Here is a 19,487-nt window from a genome sequence, read left to right on the forward strand (position 1 = left end):
ACAAGACTTAGAGAACAATCTGCAATTGAGGCCATGTGATTAGCCAGTTTTTGGATTCTACCCGAGATTGAAACATCACTAATGTTCGCTTGGGATTGTAAGTAATCCGAGCTTCAAACAAAGATTCAAACCCGAACGCAGAAATGCAGTCTATCTGGTTCTTTTCGTTCAATCTGGCCGCAACCGCCGTCTCTTTTTCTGGCCAGTAACTCATTGCATCTAAGGTGCTTTGGTAAGGATTATCACCATTCCTTAGGTGCATGTTTGCTTGATTGCGAACTTGCCAGTTGAGCTCTGGCATTAAGGCGTTTAGTTGAGCTTCGTATTTGAGGTTAGCCTGATCGTCCAATTCACTTGGATCGAAATAAACCACATCAAGATCGTTTAATGGTGTTGGATTTTGTTTTTGGTGAAGGTGATCCCAAACTAGGTTTCGTACAAAGCCAGCAGCAATGTAGCAATCTGGTAAAGCCAGTGCTCGAACACACACCAATGCTTGAATGCGAAGTGGATCTTCTACCAACAACTGAGCAAGTTTATCTTCAAGCATCAGCATTACTTCGCTGATGGCAGGTCAATGCCTAGTTCATCGCGTTTTCGCTTACTCAAGCCAAGTGCAACCAAACGATAGGATTCTGATAGATAGTACTTTAGCTCTTCGTCTAGGCGTCCGGAGGTTTCTGTTTGTTGAATCCACTTCATGCCACGGTTTGCGAAATAAGGGGCAGGAATATAGCCCTCATAATCACTTAAAAAATCGAAGTTTAAAGGAGAAGTCTTAAACGTAAAGGCAGGCTGCTTGTCTTTACTCCAACCGCCAATAGCAAATACCTTTCCACCGACTTTCCAAACGTGTGCATCACCCCATTGAACAACATGGGAAGTGGCAGCGAATGAGCCGCAGAATTGATTAAATTCATCGTATGTCATTGGGTTACCTCAATAGTGATTAGCTTAAATTTTGGGCTAACTTAGTGATGTGTGCAATCAAAGCCAAATGAGATTCCGAGGTTTCCCTTCTATGGCGATAGATGCCGACAGTACCTGGCTTGGGCTGTGAGTCCACGGTTAAGATTTTCAACCCTAACGATTGTAAGTAATCGCTCAGGTGGCTGGTATAAGACATCACGGCTATGCCACTTTTTAGAACATCAATACTCGCGAGTAACGAATCGACTTCGTAAGTTGGGCGGTTATCAAGCTGCTGACGTTCCCTTTCGTTTTGCTTGGGAATTGGGTTGTCTAAAACATGGTTAAACTTTTTGGCATCATAGGTGACGGATAGGGCGGGGTATTCATGGAGCATTTGTTTCGTCACCAATTTACCTAAAAGTGGATGATTGGGAGAGACAAAGTAGGCGTCAACAGTTTGCAATAAAGGAATAAAAGTAACATCACACTTTGACGACAACCCTACAATTTCATGACCAATGAAGAATTCAATTTGCTCATTAATCAAAGAATCCATTAAGCCTAAATGATTGCCAAATTCGACGTGTGTAGATGCGGATGGTTGATGAGACAAATGTTCATCTAAGGCTTGCTTTACGAACAAAGGCCACCAAGCGTCCCCGGTTCCTATTTTTATTTTGCCGACTTGATACTGCTTCCTCTCTTCAATGCCTTGCATCATTTGATTGTATTCGTGTTGCATCGCATCGCTATGACGATAGAGAATACGACCAAACTCGGTCAGAACCATGCCGCTTTGGTGGCGTTCAAAGAGTGTGACGCCAAGAGACTCTTCCAGCTTTTTTAAATTACTCGTCATTGTCGGTTGGCTTAGTCCGGCCATCCTTGCGGCGGCACTTATGCTTTGACAACGAGCAATCAGTAAAAATTGCTGTAGAGATTTGTCCATTGTTATTCCCCTTTTTGAAGCAAGGTTTCTTGGGGGTATTGTGCACAATTTCTTTTATAAATCACAAATCTGCTATCTGACATAATTGAATTTATTAGTGTTTCATAGATCTAAATCACTATTGGTGAGCAACATATAGATATTGTCTATAAAGCTTGCGATTTTACCTATTTTTCTCTGAAGAGCGTCTTCCTTAGACTGTCGCCAAAATAACAATCTAAGGGATGAACATGAAACCAAGTTTTATCGCGCTTGCTGTTGCTGCAACGATGGGGTTAGTTGGATGTGGTTCAGATTCTGATACCACAGAGGTGGTCGATAAACCGATTATTTCGGAAGACCTTTACTTACGCGGATTGAATGGCGATTGGGGGACTGCAGAACACGCGAAGCTGAAGTATTTAGGGAACAATGAATATGAAACGGTGTTGCGTGTAGCGCGAGGCAGTAACCAATTCAAGATTGCCGATCCTGGCTGGCAAATCCAATACACTCATTTTGAACAGCCTGTGATGTTTGATGAGGCTCAGGACTACTTACCAAAACCAGAAACGAATGAAGCGTGTATGAATGACGACTGCAATTCGGAAATCACGTTTGAAGACAAAGGTTACTATAAGTTCTCTGTGAGTTTTGCGGATGAAAGCAGCGCGACGATGACCGTAACAAAAGCCACGCAGGAAGAGGCAGAGAAGTATTACTCAGATGCTATTTTGGATCCTGAAATGGTGCATGAGGGGCATCAAAATAAAGAACTAAAACTGTTCCGAAACTATGATGACAGTAATGAAACTGTGACATTTTCAGTCAAGGATCCTAAAGCAGAACTGCGTGAATTTGGCATCTCAACTACGACGGAACTGCGAGACGCTCTGGATCAAGGCATGGTGATTACGGAGAAAGAAGGGCCGCGTGTTGTATCTGGTGATCTAGCGTTTGATGCACTGTTCGCTTTGACGATGAAAGAGCTCGATCAACTTGCGGTGTCTGAAATCAAAGACGGTAATTACAACTACAACAAACCAATAAAGGCAGAAGTGTTTGAGACAGGTGCTAAATGGCATTACGTTTGGACTCGTGATTTGGCATATGCGGCCGACCTTTCCCTTGCGTTGATGAATCCTACGCGCGTTGAAAACGGTTTGGAATTCAAGTTATCAGCCTTCCGAGACTCAACAGATCAACAATACGATGGCGAGCAAATCGTCCAAGATACAGGCACTGGTGGCAGTTGGCCGATCAGTACCGATAGAACAACTTGGGCGTTAGGGGCAGAACGTTTACTGTCGGCACTGGATGGCGAAGCTTACAACCAATTCGCAGAGCGCGCTTACAACGCGGTTAGCAACACGCTAGAAGCCGACCGTTTAGCGGCGTTTGATCAAGACTCAGGTTTATACACTGGTGAACAGTCTTTCTTGGATTGGCGTGAACAGACATATTCTACTTGGACGCCAGATGATGTTAATGCGATTGGTAGTAGCAAAGCGTTGTCTACTAACGTGGTTCACTATCGAGCAATGCGATTAGCGGCGAAGTTGGCAGAACAATTTGACTCAAAAAACGCGGTGAAATACGCAGATTGGGCTGAGCAGTTAAAAACGGCAATCAATACTGAGTTTTGGAATGAACAGCGTGGTATGTACGTGAGTTACTTGTTCGATAACGGGCAAGATATTGCTGTCGACAAATATGACATGCTTGGGGAAGCGCTGGCGATCATAAGCGGTATTGCAAGCAATGAACAAGCGAAGCAAATCATGGAAAACTACCCTCATAGTGAGTTTGGTGTGCCAGTTTATTTCCCTCAACAGCCAGGTGTTCCTGTTTATCACAACCGCGCGATTTGGCCATTTGTCACCGCATATAGCTTGCGCGCTGCACATCATACCCAAAATGTGGCAGCGGCTAACAATGCGATTCAATCCCTAGTTCGCGGCACCGCAACCAACTTATCGAATATGGAAAATTTAGAGTGGTTGTCTGGCAAGTCTTTCATCATTCATAGCGATCATGGTGCAGATGCTTCTCTTGATGGCCCAGTAATTAACTCTCAGCGCCAGCTATGGTCGGTAGGTGGTTACCTCAATATGGTGGTCGAAACTATCTTTGGTATACACACTGAAACAGGGCAATTGGAAGTGAAACCGTTCATTACAGGATGGGTTCGCAATCAACTTTTTGCTCAATCAGAACAGATTACATTGGAGAACTTTAGCTTTAAGGGGAAAAACTACTCTGTGACGGTTAACCTGCCAGAAGCACAAGATGAGTCAAACGGCTACTATCCAGTGGAAGAGGTGACGGTTGATGATAATGGTCACTACCAAGTCACCTTGGGTAGTATTGTTGCTGACGACAGCAGTATAAAAGTGGTTGATGGAGTCAAACCTTACGCAACGGAAAGTGAAAAAGTCTTTTCTCCAAAAGAGCCTAAGCTCGATGTCGCTCGCGCTAACAATAATGTGACGATTGGTGTAACTAGTGACTACAACATTAACTTGTACCGCAATGGTCAATTGATCCAAAGCAATGTTAACGGAAAAGAGTACAGCGATACCTTAAGCGGTTATGCGTGTTATTTGGCAGAGAGTATTAATGAACAAGGCTTCCGTTCCAATCCAAGTGAACCTGTTTGTGTTGGCGAAGATATTCGCGTCAAACTCGAAGGTGATTACCAACCGCTAAAAGATGATGTATCGGTAGTCACTGTCAGCAAAGATAGTGGTGATGTAAATGGTCTGAGTGCTTTCACCGTCCCTACCAACGGGCGATACCAGTTGGCGGCGTGGTATAACAATAACCTAGGCCAACTAAACACCGGTATTACTAACGCAGTGAAAGAGCTCGAAGTTCTCGACGAATCTGGCCAGTCAGTTGGTAAAGGTTACATTCAAATGGGTCATATTGGTGAGAACAAAGGTATGCGTTACTCAACACCGATTGAAGTCTCTCTAGAACAAGGCAAATCATACCGACTGGTTCTCAAAGATCATTTCAATATGAGTTACTTGAAATCTAATGAAACCTACATTTACTCAGGTGGTGTAGATGGCGAGATGAATGAAGCGCAGATTGCTAATATCCGCATCACGCCGCTTCAATAACGTGAATTTAAGTTCTAAGAAAAAGCCGCTGGTTTATCCAGCGGCTTTCTATTTAAGTAACCACTGGAGGTTCGTTGTAACATGAATGCTCAGAAAAGTGCTCACCAGCGCTTGGATTCCGACATGCTAGTGGAGAGATGATCGATAAAGGCTCTTAATAACGGTGTAACTTGTTTACGCGTGCCATAGATGGCATGAACGCCTAACGTTTTTGGGTGCCATTCCGGCAACAGCTGAATCAGTTTACCCTCAGTGAGTAAATCCTTCACGGTTGGGTAGGGCTGTAAGCTGATACCGTTACCATTTAAAGCAGCAGCAAGTAGCACTTCCGGGGTATTCGCGCTGATATTGCCTTTGATGGAGACTGATTCATCACCGTTTGGTCCAGAGAATATCCACTCAGAACGACCAAAATAGCTAAAGGACAGACAATTGTGGTGTCCTAGGTCTTGGGCGTTTAACGGTGCGCCTTTTTGTTCGATATATTTGGGGGACGCACATATCACCGAGCGGCATTCACCTAATTGTTTTGCTACGACATTAGCAGGTAACTCATTGGTGATGCGTATGGCAAGATCAATGCGTGATTCCACGAGGTTTACGGTTTCATCTGTCGACACAATATCAATCGCCACATCAGGCCATTGTTCAACAAAGTTTGTGATTGCATCAATGAGGAAGCTACTCACAATGGAATAGCTTGCGGTAATACGCAATTGACCTTTTAGATTCACTCGATTTTGGTTTCGGATTCCGCTTAGGGATTCTTCAAGTGCAAGTAGCTCTCGTGCAATCTCAAGCGTCTCTTTCCCTGCACTGGTTAAGCTGAGGCTTCGAGTTGTGCGGTGGAGCAGACGAGTATCCATCCACTTTTCGAGCTCACTTAAATAACGTGTCACTTTGGTTCGGGACATGTCGAGGTGCTCTGCTGCTGCACTCAAACTGCCTCGCTCTACGATCGTGACAAAGACGTTCATTGCCTCAAGTCTGTCCATTCTGTTGCTTCACCTTAAGAAAATCGCTGTCACAGTATATGTCCGGATTTCGCAACAGTGAAAGTTAATTTGCTGTCTATTTCATCTAAAACCAATCAAATAAGATGGCCTCAACACTAAACGAGCCGCATGAGTTGGTTCTCTAACACGGAATAAGATGATGAATAAGCGTTCAATTACTCTACTGGTCACCGCATTAGCGGCATCGAACTATGTGTCGGCTGCGGACTTAACGATTACCCACTACAACCCCGGTGAAAATGCGATCTTTCCTGCAAGCTCTGTGCTTGTTTCTGGTGAAAAAGAGCTGATGTTGTTTGACGCACAATTTAGCGTCAAAGATGGAAAAAAGTTGGTGGAACAGATTAAAAAGAGTGGCAAAGAGCTGTCGATGATTTACATCAGCAGCGGTGACCCAGATTATTATTTTGGCTTAGAACCCATTGTTGCGGCCTTCCCAGGTGTAAAAGTGGTTGCGAGCGAAGCGGTTGTTGAACATATCGAACGAACAAAAGACGCGAAACTGGCGTACTGGGGACCTATTTTGGAAGAAGGGGCACCATCAAAAATTGTTGTGCCTACTGTACTCAATACCACTACTCTGACGCTTGAAGGTAAGCGCATTGAAGTAAAAGAAATCAATACTCATGATGCTTACCTTTGGGTACCTTCGGAGAAGACGGTATTTGGTGGTGTATCGGTTTACAGTGGCGTTCATGTTTGGATGGCGGACACTCAGTCAAAACAAGAGCGTGCTCAATGGTCTCAATCGTTAGAGCGCATGAAAGCATTGAAACCAAAAACCGTGATTCCGGGACACTACCTAGGTGATATGCCGAAAGGTGTGGAAGGTGTTCAATTCACTATAAACTACATCGCAGACATTGAGCAGACGTTAGAAAAATTAAGTAAGCCATCATCAAACGAGATTTCGGCAGTGATGAAGGCTAAGTATCCTCAGTTTGCTGCTACAGAAGGCGATCTTGAATTGGGTGCAAAAGTGCTAAGTGGTGAAATGGAGTGGCATTAATCTAAGCCTGCTATTCGCCATACTGCCCAAAAAAACAGCCCCTCATTGTGAGGGGCTGTTTTTTATTATTTTGCTGCTTGCGGACGTGGCTTACGACGTTGTCCTGATGGCTTGTTGCCTGACGGTTTACCGTTTGAAGGCTTTGCGCCTGCTGGTTTGCCGCTGTTAGGCTTGCGGTTTCCTGATGGTTTACCACCGTTATCATTTTTGTTTGCGCCTGATTTGTTCGTATCAGGCTGTTTGGTATTCGGCTTGTTACCGCTTGGCTTGCCGTTTGAGCGAGCTTGGCCGTCACGGTTGCCTTTTGGCTTACCAGCGCCGCCTTTGCCTGATTTGTTTTCGCCTTTACCGTTTTTGTTGTCACTGTTGAAACGACGCTTTGATTTGTTGTTACCACCGCTGTTTTTCTTCTCAGCGGTTTGACCGTTTTCACCTTCCGCTTTTGGCTTCTTAGGCTTTTTCGGTTTCTTTGGCTTGATAGGGCGCGTATCTAGCTTCGACTCTGGCAATACGTTAGTTGGTGCGTAGCCTTCTAGCTCTTTACGAGGAAGCAGTTGTTGAATCAAACGTTCAATCGCAAACAGCTCTGATGCTTCAAGTGCGCACACTAGAGAAATCGCTTTACCCACTTCACCAGCACGACCAGTACGACCGATACGGTGAACGTAGTCTTCTGCCACTTTTGGCAGCTCAAAGTTAACCACTTGAGGAAGCTGAGGAATATCGATACCACGTGCAGCAATGTCTGTTGCAACTAATACACGAACTTCGCCAGATTTAAAGTCAGCCAGTGCTTTAGTACGTGCGCCTTGGCTTTTGTTACCGTGAATTGCTGCAGCTGTAATCTTTTGGTCGATTAAGAACTTCGCTAAGCGGTTTGCGCCATGCTTGGTTTTGGTAAATACCAATACTTGTTTCCAGTCACCGTCTTTGATCAGTTTGACCAGCATTGGGGCTTTCTTCTTCACGTCTGCTGGGTAGATGCATTGTTCTACAGTGCGTGCTGTTGAGTTTGCAGGGTTAACTGAAATCTCTACAGGGTTGTTTACCAAACCTTTTGCAAGATCGCGGATTTCATCAGAGAAAGTCGCAGAGAACAGAAGGTTTTGACGTTGCTTAGGCAGTAAATCAAGAATCTTGCGAATATCGCGAATGAAACCCATGTCTAACATGCGGTCTGCTTCGTCTAGAACCAGCATTTCTAGTTGGTCGAACTTCACTGCGTTTTGGTTGTATAGGTCCAATAGACGACCTGGTGTTGCAACCAATACGTCCGCACCTTTACGTAGGCGAAGCATTTGCGGGTTGATCTTCACACCACCAAATACCACTGCACTCGTTAGAGGTAGGTGGCGGCTGTACATGAATACGTTTTCTTGTACCTGAGCTGCAAGCTCACGAGTTGGTGTTAGCACCAAAGCGCGGACTTGATTGCTGCGTACACGTGGACCGTTCGACAGACGTTCAAGAATCGGAAGCGTAAAGCCTGCCGTTTTACCTGTACCAGTCTGTGCTGCTGCCATCACGTCTTTCCCTTCCAAAACAGCTGGAATTGCTTGTGCCTGAATTGGCGAAGGGGTGTCGTAGCCTTTTTCCTGAATAGCTTTAAGGATTGGAGCAGATAGACCTAACGAGGTAAAACCCATATGTATGATTCTCAATTGTCGAGTTAGATAACAAGGCGTCGAATTTATGTACGACGCGAAAAGTGCGACATTCTGAGGCTTTTGAGCGTTAGCTTCAACTATTTCCGTCATGGATAATTTTTTGAAGCAGATCTCATTTCTCACGACAGCGTTAAAATGCAGCCTTTACCTCAAGTTTGCTCGAGGTTTTAGAGTGTTTAACAAGCAAAAGGAAAACTAAAACGATAACCCAAATTAACAAGGAACAACGTTATGAAAAGCTATGTTGAACACGCCAATATCTCCGTCGTAAATGCACGCAAAACCATTGAGTTTTTAACGACTGCTATTCCAGAGTGGACAATCCGTGGCAGCGGTAAGCTTGATGACTGGTTTGGACGTCCCATCGAATGGTTTCATGTCGGAGATGAGCATTCTTACATTGCGATCTCCGATGGTGGAGATGGCGATGCTGGGCATTGGACGACACATTTTACTGGCATGAAGCATCTCGGCATCGTCGTTCCTGATGTTGATGCGCTCGTAGCTCGATTAAAAGAAGTGGGTTATGAGCTTGACCACTGGGGCGCGGAACACCCATTTCGTAAAAACGTCTATTACTTGGAAGATCATGGTATGCAGTTTGAGTTTGTCGAGTATCTCTCAGACAAAGACAGCGAACGAAATGATTACACTCAGTAGTATTTATTGAATCAAGGATGGAGCAAGGCATAGAGCGTGTACCTTGCTCTTAAGAGTGAGGCTAGTGCTTGGCGTGATCCAAAAAGGCTTGTGTTAGCAGTTGGAACAGTGTGTCAGTATCTGGCCTTTCTTCTATGTGATTGAATAGGGGAGTGTGCACGTCGCCGCGAATATCATCGTTATGCCCGCATAGACGATTACACAACTGCACAGGTTCAACGATCTTTTCTACGTCCGCATCAATAAGAATGCAGGCTTGAGAGAGCACTATTTGCCCGCCGCCTTTCTTCAGTAAGACTCGTTGTGCGGTTCCCACCACTTTTTGTCCATTGATGTTTAGGTTGTAGTCCCCGTCACAATAGGAGTTGGGTGTTGCGTGCACATCAACCTTCACACCAAGTTGTTCAAAGAAAACCTCTAGGACAGAACATAAGTCGAGATACGCTTTTTTGATATCGTATGGCTGACCTGTTGGCCAATGATAGATGTGGGATAGATTAATGATTCCAGGAACTTGTGGTACGGGGGCGCCGCCAGTTTTTCTCGAGAATAGTTTCCAGTTAGTTTCTTCAAGACCTTGTTCAAGCTCGTCTGAAATAGGCCACTTCTTTCCCGCAGGAAGGACGAGCGTTGGGCTTTTCACTTGCCACAACAATAAGACTTGAGAGAGTTGATCCGTCTGCACGAGTTTGATCAGCTCATCTTCTTTACTGAAAACATCTGCAACTTCAGTGGATTGATAGCGGATCAGTTTATTTTTGGAAGCCAAATTCAGTTCCTCTTTTCATCTACCCTTCAGTTTTACTCCAATTCCTTCACAAAATCCAATCACAACTCTGTTTTTGTTTGAAAGTAAATGTTCATTAAAAACATTAAGTTAAAACCTTCAGGCGCAAATGTCGGGTCAGTTTTGCAATTAATTTTAATTGCAAGTGTTGCGTATGCAATGATTGTTGTGTAATCTTTATTTCGTACCGCTACTCACATCAAATAAAAAAAGAGAATATCGCTATGAAAAAGTCACTCAGCCTAGCTCATCGACTCAGCTCTATCAGTGCATACCTACTCATCATGAGCTTTTTTATTAGCACCGTGTTGGTTGAATTATTTGGTGATCACCAAGCTATCTTGTTCGTCAAAACCTATATTTCTTATGCGATTTGGGCGGTAGTACCTTTAATGACGGCAGCTGGTATTACGGGGTCTAAGATGGCTCCGAATGTAAAGAAAGGCCCATTAGCTGCAAAGAAAAAGCGTATGCCTTTCGTTGCGTTGAACGGCATCTTGATTCTTGTTCCATCAGCCATTTACCTTCATCACTTGGCCGAACTTGGGCGGTTTGATACCACTTTTTACGTGGTTCAAATCGTGGAGTTAGTTGCTGGGTTCATCAATTTGACTTTGATGACGTTGAATATTCGAGATGCAAGAGCATTAAAACGCTCAACAAAAGCGCCTAAACAGGCTGTTATGTAAAGCATAAAAATAATTTGTTGGTCATCGTCTGGGTGATAAATAGAATCCGCAGACTATTTAATTCTAAGGCGATGAAATTATGAAAAAGTTAATGACTGCTGCAGCATTAGCAACGTTGTTAACTGGCTGCGTGACCTTCCCAACGCAAGAGTCCGAGCAAGTGAAAGTGATTTGGGATGATGTAAACGCAATCGCAAACTGCCAGCACCTAGGCACAGTAATGGGCTCAGAAGGCCACTTTTATGATTACTGGCTTCATGCAGACAAAGACATGGTTTGGGGCACACTAAACCAAATGCGCATCAAAGCAGCAGAGCTAGGGGCAGATACACTTTACTTGTATCAACCACTTGGCTTCTCAAGCTCAGTGACCATGTTCGCTAACGCGTATCAGTGTCAGAACTAAAAGAAAAGCAGACGTTAATGTCTGCTTTTTTCGTTTTAGTATTTGCCTTCAAGGCATAGCAAGGAACGACAAGGGACACGCCGTGGTTGCTATTTCTTTCTGCCCTGCGACTTGTTCAGCTCAGCTATTTAGTTCAGCCCTGCAGTCGCCATGGCAACTGAATCCGTAAAGGACAAAGAGAAAGCGTCATCCGTGTTCAGAACTTTTGCCGGAAACTCTAGGCTTAGCTTCGCCTCTGGTGCGACTTCTGATTCGATACTGGTAATGAACTGACGAGTTTCTCCTGGAGAGATGGTCAAGTCTTTGCCCGCTTGTGGGCCCAGCTCAGCGATACCAATCGTCGTTAGGCCATTACCTTCCTGATCGACCAAGCTCAACAAAGATTCAGATTTGTAAATCAACTCACCCTTGTCGGTTTGATACGCTCTGAAGGTATTAAAGTTCGGTTGTAACTCACCGTCAGAGGCTAAGTTAGTCACTGAGAAGGTAACGTTAGAGCCATCAAACTTCTCCACTCGAACAAGTACGTTCGCGTCTTGGTAACGAGCGGCCGCCGCTGCAGCTGCCATTTCTCTTTGTCGTTCTTTCTCGCGTTCAACTTCCGCAACACGCGCTTTTTCTTCTTCAATTCGAGCTTCTGCCATCGCATAAGACTTATCAACCATAGCGAGTAGCGCAGGGATAGAGTAAGCAGACAACCCTTCTAAGTGGTCAAAGTCGATCTTCGCGTTAGTGGTGAGCTTGTTGGTTGAGAACTGGCAGTGTCCGTCGATTAGGCTGACAAACGCCACTTCAAACGTACCTTGGAGTTTGCTGACTTCAATGCCCGCTTTCTCAATGTTGTCACGAACTTGTTTGATCTCTTCCAATGATTTTTTCGGCAGTAAACCGTTAGGTGAGACGTCGTTTGAAACTGATACTAACTCCTCGGTCACAAACGGATTGTTTTTTGCCGGAACAACCGTCGTGATGAGGTTAGATTGGGTGATGTCTTCACCCAGCAAGACAGTCATTTTCTGCGACGCGGCAGTTTTGTTGCCGGCTAATACGTCGCTACAGTTTGGTGAGTTACTCGCATGTGCGGTTTGAATCGCAGCGAGAGAAAGCATAGCGGACAAGCCAGTGACGACGAGTCCTTTCGATGGTCGATTGTTCATCCTGATAAACCCCTCTGTAATATGATGCGCTAAGCCGACGTGTATAAGTCCAATCGCGGATTGGTATAGCGACATTCAGAATGGTTGTAATTGCGTCCTCGCCACGTTCATCTTCACAAGACTGCATTGCTGATGGTTTCAGCTCGACTTTCGATAGTGATAAGCCGTCACGATCAAAAGTGTTTGAATTCGCAGATGATGCTGCAAGGTCGATGTCTTTTTTCTGAAAGATAGACGTAACTTTTCAAGGCTTCAAATCCGTGATCGAGATCTATTTTTTGCGACAGTGCGAGGATCAAGCGAAAACAGACACTTAACGTAGAGAGTTGATTTTGAGAGAAAAAAATAAATTTTTTTGGGAACTTTTTGAAACGCTGCCTTTGAGACTTAATTCGCATCTCAAAGGCAGGTATTTGGATTTTAAGGTGTAATTTTTATTACAGTGCGTTGAGTACGTCTGCTAGGCGTGTTACCGCCACTTTCAATTCTTCTGGTGTCGCATTGGTGAAGTTAAGACGCAGTGCCGCTTTCACTTCAGAACCTTCTGGGTAGAAGACAGGGCTTGGTACAACAGCCACACCGTTAGCAAGCAGTGATTTTGCCAGCTCAAAGGTATCGCACTCTGGGATCTCTACCCATACGAACATACCACCATCAACAGGCTTGAGGACGCAGCTCGCTGGAAGCTGTTTCTCTAGCTCTGCATACATCACATCGTAGCGAGACTTGTACAGCTCACAAATGGTGCTGATGTGGGTTTCAAAGTTGTCATGTTGAAGCAAGCCGTGCAGTAGGGCTTGCATCGGTACGCTTGAGTGCAGATCCGCACCTTGTTTGATTTTAATCAGCGGTTCTAGGTAGCTAGTTTTACCCGTAACCACACCGATACGAAGACCTGGTGATGCAATCTTAGAGAATGAACGCAGTACGATAGAATTCTGTGGACAGAAGTCAGACACCAAAGGCAAAGCTTCACCTGAGAAACGCAGTTCGCGGTACGGTGCATCCTCGATGAAAGCTACATTGTATTGAATACAAAGCTCTGCAACCTTTTGACGCGTTTCTAATGCCCAGCATACGCCTGTTGGGTTATGGAAATCTGGCACTGCATAGAACATCTTCGGATTTTGCTCAGCGAAGCACTGCTCTAGCTCTTCAAGGTTTGGACCGAACTCAGTTTGAGAAACAGTCACGATGTTTGCTTGAACCAAACCAAACACCTGCATCGCACCTAGGTAGCTTGGGGCTTCCATTACCACTTTGTCACCCGGATTCACATAGGCGCGTGCAATCAAGTCCAAGCCTTGCTGAGAGCCTGTAGTGATCATCGCTGTGTGTGTTTCAGGAAGCTTGAAGTAACCGTTTAGAAAGCTCAGTAGCGGTCCATAGCCTGCGGTTGAGCCGTATTGGAACACCTCTGGCATGTTGGCCAAGTTTTCAAGCGTCGGCTTCATTAAGTCGATTGGGAAGGTCTTCTCATCTGGCAAACCGCCAGCAAGCGAGATGACGTTTTTATCGCTAGCGGCAGCGAGGATCTCTCGAATGTACGATGACTTTACTTGTTGTAGTGACTGTGCGATTTCCATGTGTTGTGTTTCTCGTATTTTTTAATTTTGGTTTTATTCAGAAGATAGTACATGGGATTTGCTAACTTAGGTGTGTCCATTTATGCTGTTAAACATGTCCATTTATGCTATTTCAATCAAACGCTAAATTATGAGTCAGCAACAGGTTTCTAGAATCAATGACGTACTGTTCTACATTCACCAAGACATTAGCAGAGAATTATCCGCTAAAGAGCTAGCGGATGTAGCAGCGTATTCTGAGCAGCATTTCCACCGTATTTTTAAAGATGTGGTGGGGGAGTCGATTCATCAATACATTCGTCGTACGCGAATGGAATACGCAGCAAACCAGTTGATGTTCGATACCAAATCGTCAGTATTAGAGATTGCCAACAAGTGTGGCTTTAGTTCAGTGTCGTCATTCAGCCGTGCCTTTAAATCTACGTTCGATATGTCGCCCGGTGCTTGGCGTAAGCATGATTTGCACATCGCTGAAAAACCGTATCTCAAAGATCCAGAAGTCGCGGCGGGTTACCATCGAGTCGCGAAGCGTACCTTACCGGAGCCAAAGATTGTTGAAGTGCCCCAACGCTTCGCTGCTTATGTTCGTCATGAAGGCTACAACCGTTCTATTCGCAATGCTTGGCTGGTGTTAAAAGCTTGGGCCAATTCAGAGAACCGAGACTTCTCTACGCAATATGGTTTGCATCATTCCAACCCAGCTTGGGTTGAGTTGGACAAATGTCGTTATGTGGCGTGCATGGCCATTGATAAACCGCTTAAGTATCGCGGCGTAGTGAACCAGATGACGATTCCGGGGGGCTTACATGCGGTGTTCAGGTTGACTGGTGTGTATGGTGAGTTGCTGCCTCAAATAAGTATGGTGTTGGAGAAATGGTTGCCAAACTCAGGCTTTAAGCAACGCTCGACTCCTGCGTATGTGCATTATCATCAAAACCACTTTTTAAATCATGAAGAAGCGTTTGAATTAGATTTCTACTTGCCTATCAGTTTCTTCTAACAATTTCTTTTAAAAAGCTTTGCTTCACGTTCAATGCTTTACTATTGTGTCAGATGAAAATGCCCGACATTGACGTCGGACTTTATAGAATAAGTTGAAAATGAAATGAATATAGAACATCTCAAGCTTTTCGTTCGTTTGGCATCAACGCACAACATCAGCATGGCAGGACAAGAGCTTGGATTATCGCCAGCCGTTGCCAGTGCCCACATCAATAAGTTGGAAGAAGGGCTAGGCGTTCGCCTTGTGCACCGAACCACACGTAAGGTCTCATTAACGGAAGAAGGTCAGGCATTTTTGCCACACGCAGAAGAAGTGCTTGCAACGGTAGAAGCGGCGCGAGGTGCGGTCGGAGTAGGTCATAGTGCGCCAACTGGCACGCTTCGAGTCACGGCTCCAGCATCGTTTGGGCGTTTGCATCTTGTACCTGCACTCAAAGGTTTTATGGCGGCTTATCCGGAGCTAACGGTAGATTTTCGTTTCTCCGATTCCATTATTGATATGGTTGAAGGCGGGTTCGATGTCGCGATTCGTCTTGCGGAGCTGAAAGACTCAACGCTGGTGGCACGCAAATTAGCACCGGATCGTCGCATCATTGTCGCTTCACCAGAGTATTTAGAAAAGCACGGAACGCCGAAAACACCGCAAGAACTTGCTGAACATGAATGCGTGACGCTAATGGGATTAGACAATTGGGTGTTTGAAACCCCAGATGGTCATTATGCGATGCGCGCTTCTGGCAGCTTTAGAACCGATAACGGCGATGCGATGCGCGATGCTTGTATCGATGGGCTTGGTGTGTCGATTAACTCAATTTGGAGTGTCTACAAACAGCTTCAAGCCGGTGAGTTAGTCGAAATCTTGGAAGACTACCCATTAGTGATGAACGCCAGCATTTGGGCGGTTTACCCTAGCTCACGTTTGATCGCACCTAAGGTTCGTGCATTTATTGATTACTTTGCCGAGTATTACGGGCAGCCACCATATTGGGAAACCGAACTGGCTACCCATCAGAAATAAACAAAAACGCTTTCCAATCGGAAAGCGTTTTTTATTGTGCTTATCTAGCGGGAAAGAGAACGACTACCAAGAGAAAGTCTGGATGACGTTGTCTTTTGCCATTGGGTTAGATGCAATAGCGTGATTGATGTTTCTCAGAAAATCCTCGCGTGAATCCAACAGCCAACCTTTTTGTGGAACGATGTTATTACCATGGTCGCCCCAGTAGAAGGTATCAATGTTCAAGTTTTCGAGTAGGTATTTCTCCTCCTCAAGCACTTGGAGTTGAGTTGGCATAATGAACTCACCATTCTTCACTTCTTGCTCCATCACCGTACCCGGTTGAATCGCAAGTGCCATAGGCGCAATTTGCTCAGGATTGATTTGGTTCAAGATGTCTGTTGTCGCAATAATGTGCTCTTTTGAACGTTCGCGCCCCCCAAGACCAAAGATGAAAGACAGCAATACTTCAATGCCAGCTTCTTTCGCCATTGCCATGCCTTCGATCGCTTGCTCTGGTGACATGCGTTTTTTAATACGCTCAAGAACAACGCGGTCGCCAGATTCAAGGCCAGAATAGGCCATATCTAAACCCGCTTCTTTCAGCTCTTTCAATTCAGCAATGGTTTTACGGCGGAAATCGTTCAATCCACTGTAAAGAGAAATCTTTTTGCATTCAGGAAAGGTTGAACGCAGTTTGTCGAAGATCTTAAGCAAGTAATCCGTACGTGCCGCCATAACGTTACCATCAATCAAAAAGATCGATTCTACATGTGGGTAGATCAAGCGTGCTTCTTCAATGTCTTTAATCACGTCTTCAATAGGGCGTACCTTAAAGCGTTTGTCATCAAACATGCTGCAAAACGTGCAGGTGTTGATGCTACAACCCAATGTAGTTTGGATTAAGATGCTGCGGTATTCCGGCCATGGTCGGTAAACTTTGCCCTCATAGTTCATAGTTGGATCTCCAGTTAAAAGCGGGATGATTCGATGTCATCACTCGCGAAAGATAATGGGAACGAACACGTTTGAGTCTGGCGTTTTTCCCGATGGCTGAAGATTAACAAGAGAAGGGTTTGTTGATAATTGGCCTTTATATCGAATGAGTTTTTAGATTTTATTGAAAATGAGCAATAGTGGTAGTTTCAGAAGCGCAGAGACGGAAACGTGAGAAACAGAAACGCTAGTACGTAAAAACAACAACACCCAGCCGAGGCTAGGTGTTTAAGAGGAATCAACCGTGTGGAATTAAGCGAGTTTAGCAATCGCTGCTTCAATCGCGTCTACCACTTGTTGTGATTTGGTGTCATTCAACGCATCACGATGAGGAGCGGCAAAAGCTTCAATGTCGTTGTCGAAGTACGAACCATGCGCTTGAGCAAATTCATCCGATAGTGCAGCACGAATGAGAATGTCTGCGCCCAAACTAATGTCATTACCCGCGATACCGTAAGCGTCTTTCACCATTTTGCTGCCAAGGAATGATTTTGGATTGACGGAAACCACCATAGGGCCGACGTTTTTCAACTGCAATCCCATTACGCGTGACCACATGGTCAGTGCCAGTTTACTTTGAGCATAAGCTTCACCGTCTGACAATGGTTTATCGCCCATCAAGGCTTCGATGCTCACTGGCGCTTGTGCTGCAGAAGATAGGTTTACGACACGACCTGTGTTACCAAGTAGTGGTAGCAACTCTTTTGTCAGCATGTACGGCGCAATGGTGTTAACGGCAAAGCGCACATCAAGACCTTCTTGAGTTCTTGAATTAGGTGTCGCGAACACGCCAGCGTTATTAATGATCACATCCAGTTTGCCAAAGCGTTCTGCCACTTCCGCAACCATCTGTTTCACGGCTTTGACTGAAGACAGATCAGCTACGATGCTTTCCACTTTGCCAGCGTTCATCTCAATCAAGCTTTGCTCTACGTTTTGAACTTTTGCTTCGTTACGGCCATGAACAATCACGTGGTGACCATCTGCCACTAACATTTTTGCTGTTTCTAAACCAATGCCGTCTGTAGAGCCAGTAATCAGGATGATTTTTTGCATAATTGAGATTCCTTTTGAATTCGATATGCAACAATCATAGTGGCATCTTTGGCGTTCGACTATTGGGAGAGTGAGGGAAACACTTTATAGAAAATATTGAAAATGAATTTGTTAGTCTTTTTGTGGGCGATACGACGAATTAACCGCTCATGAAATGCTATGGTTATTTTAAGCGTTGCTTAAGATTTGAGCAGCTTATTTAACTTGAAATGTACTCAGCCAAAGAGGTCTCTATGTTAGGTGAAAATCACTCATTAACTCATGAATTCCCAGAACATTTGGATACCATTACTCAACTTACGGCAGATGACGCCACGTTTGCTGAAAACGCTAAAAACTACAACATGCTCGACAAGGAAATACGCCAACTAGAATTGCGAGGAAGCCCAATCGACGACCACGAAATGAACACGATGAAACATAACCGTGCAGAGCTAAAAGACTGGCTTTACTCAAAAATTATGAACGCTTAATTGACCCGTTAAGTGTCTTTGATGGCGGCTCGAATGTTCGAGCCGTTTTGCTTTTTTAAAGGGGATCGATTAATCGACAGGCAAATGGCCAGTCTTGACCCAGATAACCGTTTCTTCCTCGACGAAAGGAAAATGTTCACTCATGTGAGGGCTGCGTAGCCAAGTGTGGGTAGGGTATTCCCCCAGTTCGTCTTTAAACTCTCCAGATAGGACAAAGATCTCTTCACCGCCAAAGTGGCGGTGTGGCTGAAACTTTTCACCTTTAGGCCATTTAACCAGTGCAACATGCTCGTGTTCGAAGTTGTGCAATGGCATCACCTCCAATCCACCAATACCCGGCAACCACTCGGTTTGATTGGTATTGATGCGCACAGTGTCTAGATCGTTAGGATCAAATTGATTGAGTTTCACTAAGATCACGCAACCGTCTTTGCTGAATGGGGCATGTTGGCTTCCCGGAGGATTACGTAGATAAGTCCCCGCAGGGTAATCGCCATGCTCGTCAGAAAACACCCCTTCGAGCACCAGTATTTCTTCTCCGTATGGGTGAGGGTGCGTCGAGAACTGTGAGTTCGGCTCGTACTTCACCACGCTGGTGGTATGCCCAGACTCTTTCGCTTCTCGTTCCAACGGTTTGCGCCATACACCGGCGGCTGGGCTGGCTACCCAATCTTGTTCGCCAGTTTTAATCACCAAACGTTGTGAAAAGTCCATGTTTATCATTGCGTGTTTCCAGTGTTTGCTTTGCATTGTTTAAGTATACGTAGTTTCGCACAGGTCGGTTTTCAACTCTTGAAGCGCGAGATTTTCACTTACTCACTTGTATTGGAAAGATCACAACAGAGTAGGGCGCAGGGGAATAAACACGACGATGGAGCAAGGTTCTTCTAATTAACCTTATGATTGTTATTGATGATTTTCATAAAAACTAAATTTACAAAATGTTACAAGCTACACTTTTTTTAGTGTTTGTTATGTTATAACATCCGCGAAATATTAAATGGTGTTATAACATAAC

General features: G+C 44.8%; 19 protein-coding genes. 8 read left to right on the plus strand and 11 right to left on the minus strand.

What is annotated here, in order from left to right; all coding sequences use genetic code 11:
* Positions 1-7 precede the first annotated feature (7 nt).
* The 3 genes from ACLIIY_RS22365 to ACLIIY_RS22375 are packed head-to-tail and all read right to left on the minus strand — an operon-like array spanning position 8 to position 1,861.
* Entirely contained in the window at positions 8-550 is a 543-nt protein-coding gene (locus tag ACLIIY_RS22365) for a nucleotidyltransferase family protein (protein ID WP_434529434.1), read from the minus strand.
* A 5-nt stretch (positions 551-555) separates the two neighbouring features.
* Positions 556-930, minus strand: coding sequence for an MmcQ/YjbR family DNA-binding protein (locus tag ACLIIY_RS22370; protein ID WP_434529435.1), 375 nt, complete (start codon positions 928-930; stop codon positions 556-558).
* Positions 931-949: 19 nt separating this feature from the next.
* Complete coding sequence (locus ACLIIY_RS22375) at positions 950-1,861, minus strand: LysR family transcriptional regulator (protein ID WP_434529436.1); 912 nt, start codon at positions 1,859-1,861, stop codon at positions 950-952.
* A 230-nt stretch (positions 1,862-2,091) separates the two neighbouring features.
* Here ACLIIY_RS22375 and ACLIIY_RS22380 point away from each other — a divergent pair, with 230 nt between their 5' ends.
* Complete coding sequence (locus ACLIIY_RS22380) at positions 2,092-4,968, plus strand: MGH1-like glycoside hydrolase domain-containing protein (RefSeq protein ID WP_434529437.1); 2,877 nt, start codon at positions 2,092-2,094, stop codon at positions 4,966-4,968.
* A gap of 101 nt (positions 4,969-5,069) precedes the next feature.
* Here the strand turns inward: ACLIIY_RS22380 and ACLIIY_RS22385 are convergent, their stop codons facing one another.
* Positions 5,070-5,963, minus strand: coding sequence for a LysR family transcriptional regulator (locus tag ACLIIY_RS22385; RefSeq protein WP_434529438.1), 894 nt, complete (start codon positions 5,961-5,963; stop codon positions 5,070-5,072).
* A gap of 160 nt (positions 5,964-6,123) precedes the next feature.
* Here ACLIIY_RS22385 and ACLIIY_RS22390 point away from each other — a divergent pair, with 160 nt between their 5' ends.
* Complete coding sequence (locus ACLIIY_RS22390; RefSeq protein WP_434529439.1) at positions 6,124-6,993, plus strand: Vmh family MBL fold metallo-hydrolase; 870 nt, start codon at positions 6,124-6,126, stop codon at positions 6,991-6,993.
* A 65-nt stretch (positions 6,994-7,058) separates the two neighbouring features.
* Here ACLIIY_RS22390 and ACLIIY_RS22395 read toward each other — a convergent pair whose 3' ends face one another.
* Positions 7,059-8,639, minus strand: coding sequence for a DEAD/DEAH box helicase (locus ACLIIY_RS22395; protein WP_434529440.1), 1,581 nt, complete (start codon positions 8,637-8,639; stop codon positions 7,059-7,061).
* 252 nt (positions 8,640-8,891) lie between these two features.
* On the opposite strand from ACLIIY_RS22395, the gene ACLIIY_RS22400 reads away from it, so the two are divergent.
* On the plus strand, positions 8,892-9,320 hold the full coding sequence (locus ACLIIY_RS22400) for a VOC family protein (RefSeq protein WP_038895605.1): 429 nt from the start codon (positions 8,892-8,894) through the stop codon (positions 9,318-9,320).
* A 61-nt stretch (positions 9,321-9,381) separates the two neighbouring features.
* Here the strand turns inward: ACLIIY_RS22400 and ACLIIY_RS22405 are convergent, their stop codons facing one another.
* Positions 9,382-10,089, minus strand: a complete 708-nt coding sequence (locus tag ACLIIY_RS22405; protein ID WP_434529441.1) for a lipoate--protein ligase family protein — start codon at positions 10,087-10,089, stop codon at positions 9,382-9,384.
* A 242-nt stretch (positions 10,090-10,331) separates the two neighbouring features.
* Here ACLIIY_RS22405 and ACLIIY_RS22410 point away from each other — a divergent pair, with 242 nt between their 5' ends.
* Positions 10,332-10,796 carry a hypothetical protein gene (locus tag ACLIIY_RS22410; protein ID WP_434529442.1) on the plus strand — a complete coding sequence of 155 codons (465 nt, stop codon included), beginning with the start codon at positions 10,332-10,334 and terminating at the stop codon, positions 10,794-10,796.
* 79 nt (positions 10,797-10,875) lie between these two features.
* A complete protein-coding gene (locus ACLIIY_RS22415; protein WP_009706294.1) occupies positions 10,876-11,202 on the plus strand; it encodes a DUF4156 domain-containing protein in 327 nt (108 codons plus the stop codon).
* Between the two features lie 128 nt (positions 11,203-11,330).
* Here ACLIIY_RS22415 and ACLIIY_RS22420 read toward each other — a convergent pair whose 3' ends face one another.
* Positions 11,331-12,359, minus strand: a complete 1,029-nt coding sequence (locus ACLIIY_RS22420) for a hypothetical protein (protein ID WP_434529443.1) — start codon at positions 12,357-12,359, stop codon at positions 11,331-11,333.
* Between the two features lie 437 nt (positions 12,360-12,796).
* The gene (locus tag ACLIIY_RS22425) at positions 12,797-13,945 is read right to left on the minus strand and encodes a PLP-dependent aminotransferase family protein (protein ID WP_434529444.1); all 1,149 of its coding nucleotides are present in this window, start codon (positions 13,943-13,945) and stop codon (positions 12,797-12,799) included.
* Between the two features lie 130 nt (positions 13,946-14,075).
* Between ACLIIY_RS22425 and ACLIIY_RS22430 the strand changes: the two genes are divergently transcribed.
* Positions 14,076-14,945: an AraC family transcriptional regulator gene (locus ACLIIY_RS22430; protein WP_434529445.1), complete on the plus strand. Its 870-nt coding sequence runs from the start codon at positions 14,076-14,078 to the stop codon at positions 14,943-14,945.
* A 105-nt stretch (positions 14,946-15,050) separates the two neighbouring features.
* The gene (locus tag ACLIIY_RS22435) at positions 15,051-15,965 is read left to right on the plus strand and encodes a LysR family transcriptional regulator (RefSeq protein ID WP_005439159.1); all 915 of its coding nucleotides are present in this window, start codon (positions 15,051-15,053) and stop codon (positions 15,963-15,965) included.
* 63 nt (positions 15,966-16,028) lie between these two features.
* Here the strand turns inward: ACLIIY_RS22435 and ACLIIY_RS22440 are convergent, their stop codons facing one another.
* Together ACLIIY_RS22440 and ACLIIY_RS22445 are read right to left on the minus strand one after the other, a co-directional pair.
* Positions 16,029-16,901, minus strand: a complete 873-nt coding sequence (locus ACLIIY_RS22440) for a B12-binding domain-containing radical SAM protein (RefSeq protein ID WP_434529446.1) — start codon at positions 16,899-16,901, stop codon at positions 16,029-16,031.
* A 291-nt stretch (positions 16,902-17,192) separates the two neighbouring features.
* A complete protein-coding gene (locus ACLIIY_RS22445) occupies positions 17,193-17,996 on the minus strand; it encodes an SDR family NAD(P)-dependent oxidoreductase (RefSeq protein WP_418112457.1) in 804 nt (267 codons plus the stop codon).
* 233 nt (positions 17,997-18,229) lie between these two features.
* Between ACLIIY_RS22445 and ACLIIY_RS22450 the strand changes: the two genes are divergently transcribed.
* Positions 18,230-18,469, plus strand: a complete 240-nt coding sequence (locus tag ACLIIY_RS22450) for a YdcH family protein (protein WP_009706287.1) — start codon at positions 18,230-18,232, stop codon at positions 18,467-18,469.
* Positions 18,470-18,538: 69 nt separating this feature from the next.
* Here the strand turns inward: ACLIIY_RS22450 and ACLIIY_RS22455 are convergent, their stop codons facing one another.
* Positions 18,539-19,192 (minus strand): cupin domain-containing protein, encoded by a 654-nt coding sequence (locus ACLIIY_RS22455; RefSeq protein ID WP_199455271.1) that lies wholly within the window; start codon positions 19,190-19,192, stop codon positions 18,539-18,541.
* Between the last annotated feature and the right edge of the window lie 295 nt (positions 19,193-19,487).

Origin of the sequence: Vibrio sp. K4, assembly GCF_051122595.1 — a bacterium.
Taxonomy (GTDB): domain Bacteria; phylum Pseudomonadota; class Gammaproteobacteria; order Enterobacterales; family Vibrionaceae; genus Vibrio; species Vibrio owensii.

What these genes read in the sequence shown, in the direction of transcription:
- ACLIIY_RS22385 (WP_434529438.1), bottom strand. Translation starts at nt 5,963, where the DNA reads ATGGACAGACTTGAGGCAATGAACGTCTTTGTCACGATCGTAGAGCGA.
- ACLIIY_RS22365 (WP_434529434.1), bottom strand. Translation starts at nt 550, where the DNA reads ATGCTTGAAGATAAACTTGCTCAGTTGTTGGTAGAAGATCCACTTCGC.
- ACLIIY_RS22425 (WP_434529444.1), bottom strand. Translation starts at nt 13,945, where the DNA reads ATGGAAATCGCACAGTCACTACAACAAGTAAAGTCATCGTACATTCGA.
- ACLIIY_RS22440 (WP_434529446.1), bottom strand. Translation starts at nt 16,901, where the DNA reads ATGAACTATGAGGGCAAAGTTTACCGACCATGGCCGGAATACCGCAGC.
- ACLIIY_RS22430 (WP_434529445.1), top strand. Translation starts at nt 14,076, where the DNA reads ATGAGTCAGCAACAGGTTTCTAGAATCAATGACGTACTGTTCTACATT.
- ACLIIY_RS22445 (WP_418112457.1), bottom strand. Translation starts at nt 17,996, where the DNA reads ATGCAAAAAATCATCCTGATTACTGGCTCTACAGACGGCATTGGTTTA.
- ACLIIY_RS22455 (WP_199455271.1), bottom strand. Translation starts at nt 19,192, where the DNA reads ATGATAAACATGGACTTTTCACAACGTTTGGTGATTAAAACTGGCGAA.
- ACLIIY_RS22450 (WP_009706287.1), top strand. Translation starts at nt 18,230, where the DNA reads ATGTTAGGTGAAAATCACTCATTAACTCATGAATTCCCAGAACATTTG.
- ACLIIY_RS22390 (WP_434529439.1), top strand. Translation starts at nt 6,124, where the DNA reads ATGAATAAGCGTTCAATTACTCTACTGGTCACCGCATTAGCGGCATCG.
- ACLIIY_RS22420 (WP_434529443.1), bottom strand. Translation starts at nt 12,359, where the DNA reads ATGAACAATCGACCATCGAAAGGACTCGTCGTCACTGGCTTGTCCGCT.
- ACLIIY_RS22435 (WP_005439159.1), top strand. Translation starts at nt 15,051, where the DNA reads ATGAATATAGAACATCTCAAGCTTTTCGTTCGTTTGGCATCAACGCAC.
- ACLIIY_RS22400 (WP_038895605.1), top strand. Translation starts at nt 8,892, where the DNA reads ATGAAAAGCTATGTTGAACACGCCAATATCTCCGTCGTAAATGCACGC.
- ACLIIY_RS22415 (WP_009706294.1), top strand. Translation starts at nt 10,876, where the DNA reads ATGAAAAAGTTAATGACTGCTGCAGCATTAGCAACGTTGTTAACTGGC.
- ACLIIY_RS22370 (WP_434529435.1), bottom strand. Translation starts at nt 930, where the DNA reads ATGACATACGATGAATTTAATCAATTCTGCGGCTCATTCGCTGCCACT.
- ACLIIY_RS22375 (WP_434529436.1), bottom strand. Translation starts at nt 1,861, where the DNA reads ATGGACAAATCTCTACAGCAATTTTTACTGATTGCTCGTTGTCAAAGC.
- ACLIIY_RS22380 (WP_434529437.1), top strand. Translation starts at nt 2,092, where the DNA reads ATGAAACCAAGTTTTATCGCGCTTGCTGTTGCTGCAACGATGGGGTTA.
- ACLIIY_RS22395 (WP_434529440.1), bottom strand. Translation starts at nt 8,639, where the DNA reads ATGGGTTTTACCTCGTTAGGTCTATCTGCTCCAATCCTTAAAGCTATT.
- ACLIIY_RS22410 (WP_434529442.1), top strand. Translation starts at nt 10,332, where the DNA reads ATGAAAAAGTCACTCAGCCTAGCTCATCGACTCAGCTCTATCAGTGCA.